This window comes from Nonomuraea sp. NPDC049637, from assembly GCF_040675235.1.
GTDB lineage: Bacteria > Actinomycetota > Actinomycetes > Streptosporangiales > Streptosporangiaceae > Nonomuraea.
The window spans coordinates 255,634-267,353 of record NZ_JBFAOM010000009.1; the positions used below are offsets into that span (position 1 = coordinate 255,634).

The window sequence follows — 11,720 nt, forward strand, 5'->3', positions numbered from 1 at the left end:
TGAATGATTACATGGCATTGGACCTTGTGTCCAAATAGTGCTTCTCGGCCGCGTTCCAGAACCTGACCAGCGCGGCGGCCGTCGTCTCGGGCGCCTCGACGGCGGGGGAGTGGACCGCGCCGGGCACGACCACGCAGTCGGCGCCGAGCCGGGCGGCCGTCTCGGACTGGGTCTCGGGCGACCAGCCGTCGTCGTGCTCGCCGTAGAGGACCAGGGTGGGGATCTCGATCTGGCGCAGCTCGTCGGTGCGGTCGTGGGCGTGCAGCACCTGCTCGGCCATGCGGGCCAGGCCGGTGGGGGAGTTGGTCAGCAGCCGCTTGCGCAGGAACGCCATGATCTCGTCGGAGACGTCGGCGGCCAGCGCCTCGGGCTCCATCCGGTGGTGCCAGAGATGTTCGAGCCCCAGGGCCGGGATCTCGTCCATGATCTCCCGGCCGTTGCGCGCCCGCCTGCCCTCGATGGCCGCCGGGCCCGAGCTCATCAGCGTGAACGAGGCGAACCGGGTGCGCCCGTCGATCACGGCCTCCCGCCCGACCAGGCCGCCGAAGGAGTGGCCCACCAGGTGGACGGGGTCGCCGCCGCCGATGGCCTGGGCCATCAGGTCGACGTCGGCCCCGAGGGCGGCGCAGGTGTAGGCGGCGGGGTCGTCGGGGCCCGGGGTCTCGTACTGGCCGCGCAGGTCGACGGCCACCACCCGGCGGCCGGACTGCGCCAGGGTCATCAGGACCGCGATGAAGTCCTCCTTGCTGCCGGTCAGGCCGGGGACCAGGAGGGCGGGCCAGCGCTCGACCACGCCGCTGACCGGAAGCGCCTCCAGAGCCGCGAACGCGCCATGGGGCGTTTCGAGCTTCTGCGGCGTCACACCGGGTGGCAGGTCGAGGAATCGCGGCGTACTCACGTGGGGCAACAATACCCAGAGGTCAGCGCCTCGACACCGGCAAAGCTGCGACCCTGATGCGAGTTGTGGCGAGTTGTGAGCTTTGCGGCTTTCGCGCTTCGGAGGCGGGTGGCGGCCTCCTCGTCCCCGGTGGGCCGTGGCGGGCCCTGAGGCGGCCTCTGGGGTTCTGCGGTGCCCGGACGGCGCATATGTCGGCCGGTGCCGCCGTGAGGCCGTGAGGGGGGCCTAGGGCTCCCTCCGCGCGCCGGTGCCGTACCGACGAAAAAGGCGCGCACCCCGCGAACGGGATGCGCGCCCTCTTCTCGTCGTCGCTAGCCCGCGCGACGGCGGTTGCCGCCACCGCCACGGGACTGGCGGCGCTGCTGCTTGCGCTCGGTCGCCGCGGACGGCGCGATGTCATCGTCGTCCGTGGCCAGGTCGGGTGACTGGAAGATCACCGCGAACGGGCTCGGCGGGATGATCCGCTCCGGCTCCTTGCGGGCCGGCGGCGGAGGCGTGGCCAGGAAGCTCGGCTGCGGCACGGACTCCACGACCGGCTCGGGCGCGACCTCGGCCGCCCCGCTCCGGACCGGCTGCTCCACCGGAGCAGCCTCGGCCGCACGGCTGCGCGCGGGCGCCTCGGCGGCCTCCTCGCGCGGCCGCGGGTCGGCGGCCTGGGGCTGGTCGGCCTTGCGGGAGCGGGTCCGCTTCACCGGGGTCTCCGGCGCCTCGGCCAGCGCCTGCTCGATGGCCGACGACGCGGCCCCCCTGCTGCGGACGCGCGTGCGCTTCGGCTCGGCGGCCGCCGTCTGGACCTCGTCGGGCGTGAAGATGGCGGGAGTCTCCTCCGTCTTGGCGGCCACGATCTCGACCTCCGGCGTCTCGGCGGGTGCGGTTTCGGCCAGTTCCCTGCCGCCGCGGGTGCGGCGACGCTGGCGCTGGGCGCGGGCCGGGCGCTCGCGCTCTTCGCGCTCCTCGCGCCGGCCCTTGCCGCCGCGGGTGCGGGAGCGGCCGGTCTCACCGAGGTCCTCGATGCGCTCCGCGGACAGCCCGGCGCGCGAGCGGCTCGCGTGCGGCAGGACGCCCTTGGTGCCTTCGGGGATGTTCAGCTCGGCGTAGACGTGCGGCGAGGTGGAGTAGGTCTCCTCGGGTTCGGCGAAGTCGAGCCCGAGCATCTGGTTGATCATCTTCCAGCGGGTCAGCTCCTCCCACTCCACGAACGTGACCGAGATGCCCGTGCGCCCGGCCCGGCCGGTACGGCCGATGCGGTGCACGTAGGTCTTGTCGTCGGAGGGGCAGTCGTAGTTGACCACGTGGGTGACGTCGTCGATGTCGATGCCGCGGGCCGCCACGTCGGTGGCCACCAGCACGTCGATCTTGCCCGCCCGGAAGGCCCGCAGCGCCTGCTCGCGCTGGCCCTGACCGAGGTCGCCGTGGACGGCCGCGACCGCGAAACCACGCGTGTCGAGCTGTTCGGCGACCATGTCGCAGGCCCGCTTGGTCTCGCAGAAGACCATGGTGAGCCCGCGGCCCTCGGCCTGGAGCAGCCGGGCGACGATCTCGATCTTGTCCATCCGGTGGGCGCGCCAGACGATCTGGCGCACCTGCGGGGTGGTCTCGCCCTCGCCGCTCTCCATCTCCGCGCGTACGTGGGTGGGACGGTTGAGGTATTTGCGGGACAGCGAGACGATCTCGCCCGGCATGGTGGCCGAGAACAACATCGTCTGCCGCTCCGCGGGGATCAGCTTGAAGATCCGCTCGATGTCGGGCAGGAAGCCCAGGTCCATCATCCGGTCTGCCTCGTCGAGCACGAGGGAGGTGACCTGGCTCAGGTCGAGGTGCTTCTGCTTGACCAGGTCGAGCAGCCGGCCCGGGGTGCCGACGATGACGTCGACCCCGGCCTTGAGCGCCTCGATCTGCGGCTCGTAGGCCCGGCCGCCGTAGACGGTCAGGACTCGGGAGCCGAGCTTGCCGGCCGCGGTGACCAGGTCCTCACTGACCTGGACGGCCAGCTCGCGGGTCGGCACGACGACCAGCCCGCGGGGCTTCTTGCGGTTCTTGCGCGGCTTGCCGATGCTCTGGAGCATCGCGATGCCGAACGCGTAGGTCTTGCCCGTGCCCGTGCGCGCCTGGCCGATGAGGTCCTGGCCGCTCAGGGCGAGCGGGAGCGCCATCTCCTGGATGGGGAACGGTGTGACGATACCCTCGGTCTCGAGGGCATCGGCGATCTCTGGTGTGACTCCGAGGTCTCGGAAAGTCGTCAGCGTGGCCTGCCTCAGTCTCAAATGAAGGCGGGCCTGCCGGGACCGACGGGCGGAAAACAGCCCCCGTTACGTGGGTCCTCGCGGTAGAGCCAGCCCTCTCGCGTCATCAGCGACCGCGCACCCGGGGAATCGGGGGTTATCGGGGGAATCCCCCGAACTAACACAGTGCGGTCGCACTTTCACAGAGCAGTGTACTCGATACCACAACGCTGGCCGAGCTCGCTTATGTTCCCGCATATTTCGGGAAGTACGCTGCCTCCATGAACGAGTCTCCTGGAGTCGTCGACCTGCTCGGGGTTCTAGCTTACGCCGAGCTCAGCGCCTACGCCCGGATGACCGAGGACGCCGCCACCCTGGCGCCCTCGCTCGCCGACCGCGCTGCGCTCAGCGAGCTGGCCGTGGCCGAGTACGCCCACTTCCGCCTGCTGCGCGACCGCCTGGCCGAGCTGGGGGCCGATCCGGAGGAGGCGATGGCGCCGTTCGTGGCGGCCCTCGACGCCTGGCACGCCCAGACCCGGCCGGCCGACTGGCTGCAGGCCCTGGTCAAGACGTACGTGGGCGACGGGATCGCGCTCGACTTCTACCGGGAGGCCGCCCGGCACCTGGAGCCGTCGATCGTCGAGCTGGTGGACGAGGTGCTGGTGGACGAGGCCCGCTCGCAGTTCGCCGTCGAGCGGGTCAGGGCCGGGATCGAGGCCGACCCGACGACGGGCGGGCGGCTGGCGTTGTGGGCCCGGCGGCTCGTCGGCGAGGCGCTCAGCCAGGGGCAGCAGGTGGCGACGGCGCGGCCGGAGCTGGCGTTGCTGCTGGTGGAGTCGGCCAGGGCGGCGGGGGGCGAGACGCCTGACATCTCACGCCTGTTCGCGACGCTGACGGAGGCCCACAACAAGCGCATGGCCACCCTCGGCATCTAGCCCCGGCGCGACCGTGGGGAGCCGGGCCATCTGCGATCTTGCCAGGGCTGGATCTTGCCAGGACTGAAAGGAGACCGGTCTGGCCGTGGGGCGGTGCGAGGGGACGAAACGGATGTACCGTCCCAGACATGAGGGGCTCGCGCCGCTACGGCAGTTCCTGGACGAGATGTGGGCCGAATCGCTGGACCTCGCGCGTCGTGTTGCGGAGGGGAAGCGCGGGATGCCCGACGAACGACCGGCGACGGGATCACGCCGACCACCTGTATGCAGACCCCGGCGGGAACCGCCGCCCCCACGTTCGGGGCTGCCGCCTCGGACGGCCGGGCGACCGCGAGCCATGTGGCCCGTGATGCCGGTGCGGCTGGTGGTGTGCGTTCCCTGGCGTGTCCTGGTGGAGGCGTTGGGCGGCGGGCACGGTTGGTGAGGGTACGGCGGTGAGGGCACGGCTGGTGAGAGTACGGCTCGGCCGGTGAGGGCACGGCTCGGCTGGTGAGGGTACGGCTGGTTGGGCCGTACCCTCGTTGTGGGCCTTCAGGGTGGTTAGAGGGTGCCGCCGAAGCCGACCGGCCTGGCCTCGTCCTCACCGATCTCGACGAAACCGAGCGAGGCCACCGGCACGACCACGCGCCGGCCCTTGACGTCGGTGATGGCGAAGACGCCGCGATCTACCGACAGCGCGTTCCTGATCTCCTCTTCGACCTGCTCGGCGGAGAGGTCGGTCTCGACAACGAGTTCGCGGTGTACCGAGCGTACGCCGATCTTGACTTCCATCGTGGCTCCCTAGTCGACTGGGTTAGCGCTCGGTTCCATCGTCGCCGCTCGAAGGCCCGCAGGCGGTGAATGATCGCGCCCAGCGAACGGGTTATGCCGTACGCGGAAAACCGCTGATCCCGCGCCAGGCGAGCCGCGCCATGAGCTGCTCGGCGGCGTCCTTGGGGATCGAGCCCTGCGCGGTGACCCAGTAGCGGGCGCTCACCTCGGCCATGCCGACCAGGCCGACGCCGAGCAGGTGGGCCTCGTCGCTGGTGCAGCCGGTGTCCTCCTGGATGACCGCGCTGACCATCTCGGCGCACTCCTGCAGGGACCGCTCCACCCGCTGGCGCACGGGCGCGACGTTGCGCAGGTCGGACTCGAAGACCAGCCGGAACGCCTCCCCCTGCGTGGAGACGAAGTCGAAGAACGCGCTGAACGTGGCCTGCACCCGCAGCTTGTTCTCGTGGGTGGAGGCAAGGGCCTCGCGGCAGCGGTTGACCATGTCGTCGACGTGCAGGTCGAGCAGCGCGAGGTAGAGCTCCAGCTTGCCGGGGAAGTGCTGGTAGAGCACCGGCTTGCTGACCCCGGCCCGATCGGCGATCTCGTCCATGGCGGCCGCGTGGTAGCCGTTCTCCACGAACACTTCCTGCGCGGCGCTCAGCAGTTGCCGGCGTCGGGCCAGTCGGGGCAGCCGGGTGCCCCGGGGCTTCGCGTCCGGGGTTGCGGTCACGCGGGTCTCCATTGGTCTCTCAGCGAACTGTGCCGACATCCTACGTGCGGGTAGCCGACACCTCGGCGGTCATCGTCATACACGCTCGGTCTGGCGGGCGGCCCCTGCTCAGCGGTAGTCGTCGTCGTCGTAGTCCACGACGCGGTCCTGGTCGGCCGCGTCGGCGGGGTCGGCGTCGAGCGGAACCTCGCGGCGCGCCCCGGCGGTCTCCTGGCGGATCTCGCGATGCTGCTCGGCGGCGTCGGCCTCGGGCGTCTCCGGCGACAACTCCTCTTCCTCCTCCTCGTCGTAGACGTTCTCGTCCCCGCGGGTGTCCATCTCCGACATCTTCGGCCCCCCTCTTGGTGTGGACGGGTCCAGACTACGCCCGGCCGAAAAGGTCACCGTGCTTCTCCACTCTGGCGAGTACGTCAGGGGCGGTGAACACCAGATCCTCGGGGTGTGCACAGTCCTCGACCTCCTTCCACAGCAGCGGCGTCGAGACCGTCGGCCGCTCCCTGGCCCGCAGCGAGTACGGCGCCACGGTCGTCTTGGCCGGATTGTTCTGGCTCCAGTCGATGAACACCTTGCCCGGCCTGGCCTTCTTGGCCATGACGCTGACGATCTCCTTCGGGTGCTCCTTCTCCAGGACCTGGGCCAGCCTCTTGGCGTACGCGGACGGCTCCTCGCGGCAGTCCCAGTCGGCGTAGAGCTGCATGCCCTTGTTGCCGCTGGTCTTGGGCCTGGCGTCGAGCCCCTCGCCCTTCAGCACCTCGCGCAGCGTGAGCGCCACCCGGCAGCACTCCACGATGGTCGCCGGCGCGCCCGGGTCCAGGTCGAACACGAGCGTGTCGGGCGGCAGCGCGGCGCCGTCGTCGTCCACGCGCCACTGAGGCACGTGCAGTTCGAGCGCGGCCAGGTTGGCGTAGTAGGCGAGCGTCGGCAGGTCCTCCACGACGGCGAAGTCGATGCTCTCTCGGCCCTTGGTGCTGCCGGGGGCGGGCAGGTTGACCTTCCTGACCCAGTCGGGCGTGTGCTCGGGCGCGTTCTTCTCGAAGAAGAACTGGCCGGTGACGCCGTTGGGGTACCGCTTGACGGTCAGCGGCCGGCCGGCGAGGTGCGGCAGCAGGACGGGGGCCACGCGGCTGTAGTAGTCGATGACCTCGGCCTTGGTGAAGCCGATCTCCGGGTAGAGCACCTTGTCCAGGTTGCTCAGCGTCAGCTCGCGCCCGTCGACCCTGACCGGCACCTTCTTCACAGCGTCACCTCCGCGGGGAGCTTGTCGGCGCGCAGCCCGCGCCACACCGGATGTCTCAGCCGCAGCTCGTCGGTCCACATCGTGTAGCCCACCTCCCCGACGAGATCGGGCCTAACCCACCGATTTCTCCACGGGACGGCGTTCGTGAACGGGCTGCGCGGGATCTCCAGAGGTCGGAGCGCCTGGTGGAGGTCGTCCAGGATGGCGTCGGTGAACCCGGTTCCCACATGGCCGACGTACGTCAGCCCTTCACCGGTGAAGACCCCCATGACGAGCGAGCCGATCCCGCCGGCCCTGTGGCCTTTGCCGGGCTTCCAGCCGCCGATCACGACGTCCCGCGTGCTGAGGTGCTTGACCTTGATCCACCACGGCGAGCGCACGCCCGGCCGGTACGGGGAGTCGAGGCGCTTGGCCACCACGCCCTCCAGGCCCTGCTCGCGCGTGGCGGTGAGCAGGTCGGAGTCCCCGGGGAAGTACGGGGGCGCGCCGACGTCCAGCTCGTCGAGGAGCGCGCGGCGGTCGCGGTAGGCCAGGTCGAACAGCGGCCGGCCGTCCAGGCAGAGCAGGTCGAAGGGCATGTACGTGACGGGGTAGAGCTCCAGCACGGCCGGTTCCGGGTCGGTCAGGTGCATACGGTGCTGGAGCCGGACGAAACTGGGCCTGCCGCGCCGGTCCAGCGCCACGACCTCGCCGTCGAGCACGGCGTTCTTTACCCCGAACCCCGAAATTTCGGGGTATCGCCGGGTGTACTCCACGCCGTGCCGTCCCGTCACCCTCAGGACGCCGTCGAGGTGCACGAGCGCGCGGATGCCGTCCCACTTGACCTCCAGGCCGTACCGGTCGCGATCGGAGGGTAGTTCCCCAGGTACGGCCAGCATTGGTTCAATCGGGTATGGCATTGGTTGCCCCATGACGGGTATGTGCCCATATGGTGAGCCCGCTACTGCTGAGGAGTGCCCATGCGCAGCATCTGGAAAGGTGCGATCTCCTTCGGGCTGGTCACCATCCCCGTGAAGCTCTACTCGGCGACCGAGCAGAAAGACGTCAGCTTCCACCAGGTCCACCGGGACGACGGCGGCCGCATCCGCTACAAGCGCGTGTGCACGGTCGACGGCGAGGAGGTCCCGTACGCGGACATCGCCAAGGGGTACGAGCTGGCCACGGGCGAGATGGTGGTGCTCACCGACGAGGACTTCGAGGACCTGCCGCTGAGCACGTCGCGCAGGATCGACGTCCTGCAGTTCACCCCGGCTGAGCAGATCGACCCCATCTACTTCGCCAAGTCGTACTACCTGGAGCCCGACGCGCAGGGCGCGAAGCCGTACGTGCTGTTGCGGGACGCCCTGGAGAGCTCTGGACAGGTGGCCGTGGTCAAGGTGGCGCTGCGGCAGCGGGAGTCGCTGGCCACCCTGCGCGTACGGGACGGGGTGTTCGTCCTGGAGACCATGTTGTGGCCGGACGAGATCCGCGCCCCCGACTTCGAGTTCCTGGAGGAGGACATCGAGGTCCGGGCCCAGGAGCTCAAGATGGCCGAGTCGCTGATCACCACCATGGAGTCGGACTTCGACCCGAGCGAGTACCACGACACGTACCGCGAGGCGTTGCAGCAGGTGATCGAGGCGAAGGTGGCGGGCAAGGAGGTCGTCGCGGCGCCGGAGGAGGAAGAGGCGGGGCCGGCGGTGGACCTCATGGCCGCCCTGCGCGCCAGCGTCGAGGCCGCGAAACGGGAGCGGACCGGGGAACCGGCCAAACCGAAGAAGGCGGCGGGCGGTGGCAAGTCCGCCAAGGCGTCGAAGGGGGCGGAGGAGGCCAAGGAGGAGGCCAAGGAGGAGAAGGCCCCGCCGAAGCGCAAGGCCCGCAAGTCCGCCTGAACCGCTCCGCTACGGCGGTTCGTGCGACGACTTACCCAGGACGTTCGAACCGGACACCGTGGCGAAGACCTGCTGCCCGCCGACCCGCGTGACCACCTCCGCCGGTCAGGCGCCCGTGCGTCCTGGTGCTGGGTATCCAGCGGGGTGCCGACGGCCATCCCCACGCTCAGGCCCGGCGTCACCCAAGGGGGAGACGCCGTTCACCGGCGACCTGGACCGCCATGGCGACGTAGGGCACCCCTCATCGCGCCGGTGACGAACCGCATGGCCGGATACAGCTGTGGACGGCGCCGAGGTGCGCACGAGGGCTGGTGAAGGCGACCGTTGCGGTGGGGGAGAGGGCGACGAGCCACCGATCCCAGCCCGGATGATCTCGTTGCGGAGGCCTGGCCACTTCCGGATCAAGGTGACCGATCGGGTTGCGTACAACGCCTGGCGGACCAGCCAGGTGCACTGGCGTGAGGCCATCACTGCGCGGGAGTTGGCGAGGCGGTTGGTCGGGTGAGATGGCCAACGTCAGGTTCGCGCTCGACAGCCGGGCGGCGCAGCGAGCGTGAGGCCGAGCAGATCGCGCTCATTGGCCGTGGACGGGAGTTTCCGGGTGGTCGACGTGCCGGAGTGGGTGAACGTATGCACCTACGTGCGCGGGCCGCAGGCCGGGCTCAGCGTCGCATTGGCAGGAGTCGCACTTTCCGCTCGGCCCGAAGGTGGCGCAGAAGGTCTGTCCTCTCACGGTGCGCCAGGGACGGCCGTCCGCGTTCCGGCTCACATAACGGCCATTAGCCGTAAAGCGGACATTGTCTTCAAATCACAATAAGCCGTGTCAATTACCTCCGGGTAAATCGGACGATCACCGACACACTGTGCCGGTCAAGAGCCGGTGCCCGGGTTTCCGGGGCCCACTCCTTCTTGCTGGAAGCCCCCGCCAGGCGATCATGATAGATTCGGACATATCATGGCATATCAGTCAATAAATGTTTAATGCAAGCAATAAGGCTGTTAATGCATAGCAAAAAGGCGGCGGTTCTGTGTTGCCGTGCCCGCGTCCAGGAAATGACATTTCACGGATGGCTCGTCACAGGTCGTCCAAGGGCAGTTCCCTGGCAACCGGGGAGCGTTGAGAACGGGGCAACCAATCCTTTAGGGGGAAACGCAATGCCCAAGCTCAAGAGTATTCTCGCAGGCCTCGCCGTCAGCACGGCCATGGGCGGCGGTGTCGTGGCACTCGGTGCGGCGACCACCGCGACCAGCGCCGACGCCGCCACCAGCGCCGGTGTCGTCACGTCCACCAGCTTCCAGGCCGGCTGCTTCCGCAGGTCCCGGTGCGGTGGCTGGGGATGGGGCAACAACTGGGGCGGCTGGGGCGGCGGCTGGGGCTGGCGCCGTCACCACAACCGCGTGGGCAAGGTGAAGGTCACCATCCACAACCGCAACTTCAACCGCAACCGGGTGACGGACAACGAAACCACGCGCCCGACGGTCCGCGACCACGACCGCGACCACGACCGCGACTGGCGTTGACGGCGGACGGATCCGTCATCCTCATGAAGGCGGCGCCGCGCTGAATTCGACCATCGGGTACCGGGCTCGGAAAACGGTCTGAATTACGGCCCGGCGCGCCGGAGGGGTCATTCTCTCCGCGCCTTCGGAAATTCTGGTGAGGGCTTCACCGGCATCGGCCGGGGAGCCCTCACTTGCGTTTGCGTGCGAGTCGCCATGCGAATCTGTGCCTACCGGCAAAAGAGGACAATTGCGGTTTGCTGGCTATTCATGGGGATATATCAAGGTCATGGATGGCAGGCCCGGCAAGCCATACCGTCCACGTCGTTTCCTGGGAATCCGGAAGCGTCGAGAAACGGGGCATCCAAACCTTTAGGAGGAAACGCAATGCCCAAGCTCAAGAGTATTGTCGCAGGGCTCGCCATGAGCACGGCCCTGAGCGGCGGAGTGATCGCCCTCGGCGCGGCGACCACGACCACCAGCGCCGAAGCGGCTGCGAACGTCACCACCGGCGCGACCACCACCACTCTGTCGGGCTGCTTCCGCCGCTCGTGGTGCGGCGGCGGCTGGGGCTGGCGCAACAACTGGCGTCGCCACCGGCTCCCCAGGATCAAGATCATCATCGTCAACAGGAACCGGAACCGCGACGCGATCGCGCATGACGCTCGCCAGCGGGTTCGCGCTGACGACGAGCGTGAGTGGAGCTGACCGCAGGTTCTGAACCCGGGGCGCGAACCGCGATCGCGCAACTGAGTGCCCGCATCCCGCCGGACCCTCGTTCTCGTCGAGAACGGGCTCCTGGCAGGGAATGCGGGCACTCACTCGTTTCACCTTCTTGTCCGTACGGTCTTGGCGCGGGGTGACGGTCCTGTGCGGCGCCGAGAGGGCGGGCCGGCTCGGGAAGGACGTGGGACACGTCGAGTGCCCGCATCCGGGAGGCGATCCTCGCTCTCCGTCAAGAGAGCCGGTCGGCCGGATGCGGGCACTCCTCTACGTCGGCGTGGTCTCACCCCTCAGGCGGGCTCTCGCTGGGCGGGCCTTCCCCGGGTGAGGCCGCAGCCTAGTCGTCGTGGTGCTCGCGCTCGTCGTGCCGCTGCACGTTGGTGTTGTTGTGGTTGCTGTTGTGGTTGGAGTTGTGGATGACGACGCGGACCCGGGGTGCGTTGTTACGCCGCCAGCCCCAGCCGCCGCCGCGACCCCAGCCCCAGCCGCCGCGGGCCCAGCCCCAGCCGCCGCCGCAGCGGCGGTGGCAGCCGCCGCCCCAGCGGTTGCCCCAGCTGCGGCCCCAGCCGCCCCAGCCGCACCGGACCTCCCGGAAGCAGCCGGCCAGGGTGGCCGCGGTGGCCGAGCCGGTGACGCTGGCGGCGTTCGCGCCGGTGACGGTGGTCGCCGCGCCCGCGCTGACCACACCGCCGGTCAGCGCGGTGCCCATGGCGAGCCCTGCGATAACACTTTTGAGCTTGGGCATTGTGTTTCCCCCTAAAAGGATTGATTGCCCCGTACTCGACGCTCCGCGTAATCCGAGCCTTCTGAATTTCTGCGGAGCGGCGTGGATGCTCGCTAGCGAACATCCA

General features: G+C 69.4%; 12 protein-coding genes. 4 read left to right on the forward strand and 8 right to left on the reverse strand.

Annotated features, from left to right (window positions below; genetic code table 11):
* Positions 1-7: 7 nt before the first annotated feature.
* The gene (locus AB0J71_RS15875; RefSeq protein WP_352319252.1) at positions 8-898 is read right to left on the reverse strand and encodes an alpha/beta hydrolase; all 891 of its coding nucleotides are present in this window, start codon (positions 896-898) and stop codon (positions 8-10) included.
* Positions 899-1,209: 311 nt separating this feature from the next.
* Positions 1,210-3,051 carry a DEAD/DEAH box helicase gene (locus AB0J71_RS15880; RefSeq protein WP_352319253.1) on the reverse strand — a complete coding sequence of 614 codons (1,842 nt, stop codon included), beginning with the start codon at positions 3,049-3,051 and terminating at the stop codon, positions 1,210-1,212.
* A 350-nt stretch (positions 3,052-3,401) separates the two neighbouring features.
* Between AB0J71_RS15880 and AB0J71_RS15885 the strand changes: the two genes are divergently transcribed.
* On the forward strand, positions 3,402-4,055 hold the full coding sequence (locus AB0J71_RS15885; RefSeq protein ID WP_352319255.1) for a ferritin-like fold-containing protein: 654 nt from the start codon (positions 3,402-3,404) through the stop codon (positions 4,053-4,055).
* A gap of 540 nt (positions 4,056-4,595) precedes the next feature.
* Here AB0J71_RS15885 and AB0J71_RS15890 read toward each other — a convergent pair.
* The 5 genes from AB0J71_RS15890 to ligD (AB0J71_RS15910) all read right to left on the reverse strand — a co-directional run bounded on the left by AB0J71_RS15890 (position 4,596) and on the right by ligD (AB0J71_RS15910) (position 7,653).
* Positions 4,596-4,826, reverse strand: coding sequence for a DUF3107 domain-containing protein (locus AB0J71_RS15890; RefSeq protein ID WP_352319257.1), 231 nt, complete (start codon positions 4,824-4,826; stop codon positions 4,596-4,598).
* Between the two features lie 91 nt (positions 4,827-4,917).
* On the reverse strand, positions 4,918-5,538 hold the full coding sequence (locus tag AB0J71_RS15895; RefSeq protein WP_352319259.1) for a TetR/AcrR family transcriptional regulator: 621 nt from the start codon (positions 5,536-5,538) through the stop codon (positions 4,918-4,920).
* A gap of 108 nt (positions 5,539-5,646) precedes the next feature.
* On the reverse strand, positions 5,647-5,856 hold the full coding sequence (locus tag AB0J71_RS15900) for a hypothetical protein (RefSeq protein ID WP_352319261.1): 210 nt from the start codon (positions 5,854-5,856) through the stop codon (positions 5,647-5,649).
* Positions 5,857-5,899: 43 nt separating this feature from the next.
* On the reverse strand, positions 5,900-6,775 hold the full coding sequence (gene ligD / locus AB0J71_RS15905; protein WP_352319263.1) for a non-homologous end-joining DNA ligase: 876 nt from the start codon (positions 6,773-6,775) through the stop codon (positions 5,900-5,902).
* Positions 6,772-7,653 carry a non-homologous end-joining DNA ligase gene (ligD, locus tag AB0J71_RS15910; RefSeq protein ID WP_352319265.1) on the reverse strand — a complete coding sequence of 294 codons (882 nt, stop codon included), beginning with the start codon at positions 7,651-7,653 and terminating at the stop codon, positions 6,772-6,774. Before ligD (AB0J71_RS15910) ends, ligD (AB0J71_RS15905) begins: the two co-directional genes overlap by 4 nt.
* 81 nt (positions 7,654-7,734) lie before the next feature.
* On the opposite strand from ligD (AB0J71_RS15910), the gene AB0J71_RS15915 reads away from it, so the two are divergent.
* The 3 genes from AB0J71_RS15915 (at position 7,735) to AB0J71_RS15925 (ending at position 10,854) form a co-directional block, all read left to right on the forward strand.
* Entirely contained in the window at positions 7,735-8,646 is a 912-nt protein-coding gene (locus AB0J71_RS15915) for a Ku protein (RefSeq protein WP_352319267.1), read from the forward strand.
* 1,155 nt (positions 8,647-9,801) lie between these two features.
* Entirely contained in the window at positions 9,802-10,167 is a 366-nt protein-coding gene (locus AB0J71_RS15920) for a hypothetical protein (protein WP_352319269.1), read from the forward strand.
* Positions 10,168-10,533: 366 nt separating this feature from the next.
* A complete protein-coding gene (locus tag AB0J71_RS15925) occupies positions 10,534-10,854 on the forward strand; it encodes a hypothetical protein (protein WP_352319271.1) in 321 nt (106 codons plus the stop codon).
* A gap of 352 nt (positions 10,855-11,206) precedes the next feature.
* Here AB0J71_RS15925 and AB0J71_RS15930 read toward each other — a convergent pair whose 3' ends face one another.
* Positions 11,207-11,614 (reverse strand): hypothetical protein, encoded by a 408-nt coding sequence (locus tag AB0J71_RS15930; RefSeq protein WP_352319273.1) that lies wholly within the window; start codon positions 11,612-11,614, stop codon positions 11,207-11,209.
* Positions 11,615-11,720: the final 106 nt, after the last annotated feature.

Bases quoted from the DNA above. Each gene is read 5' to 3' on its own strand.
- AB0J71_RS15925 (WP_352319271.1), top strand. From the start codon at position 10,534: ATGCCCAAGCTCAAGAGTATTGTCGCAGGGCTCGCCATGAGCACGGCC.
- ligD (WP_352319265.1), bottom strand. From the start codon at position 7,653: ATGCTGGCCGTACCTGGGGAACTACCCTCCGATCGCGACCGGTACGGC.
- AB0J71_RS15915 (WP_352319267.1), top strand. From the start codon at position 7,735: ATGCGCAGCATCTGGAAAGGTGCGATCTCCTTCGGGCTGGTCACCATC.
- AB0J71_RS15880 (WP_352319253.1), bottom strand. From the start codon at position 3,051: ATGGCGCTCCCGCTCGCCCTGAGCGGCCAGGACCTCATCGGCCAGGCG.
- AB0J71_RS15930 (WP_352319273.1), bottom strand. From the start codon at position 11,614: ATGCCCAAGCTCAAAAGTGTTATCGCAGGGCTCGCCATGGGCACCGCG.
- AB0J71_RS15890 (WP_352319257.1), bottom strand. From the start codon at position 4,826: ATGGAAGTCAAGATCGGCGTACGCTCGGTACACCGCGAACTCGTTGTC.
- AB0J71_RS15920 (WP_352319269.1), top strand. From the start codon at position 9,802: ATGCCCAAGCTCAAGAGTATTCTCGCAGGCCTCGCCGTCAGCACGGCC.
- AB0J71_RS15885 (WP_352319255.1), top strand. From the start codon at position 3,402: ATGAACGAGTCTCCTGGAGTCGTCGACCTGCTCGGGGTTCTAGCTTAC.
- AB0J71_RS15900 (WP_352319261.1), bottom strand. From the start codon at position 5,856: ATGGACACCCGCGGGGACGAGAACGTCTACGACGAGGAGGAGGAAGAG.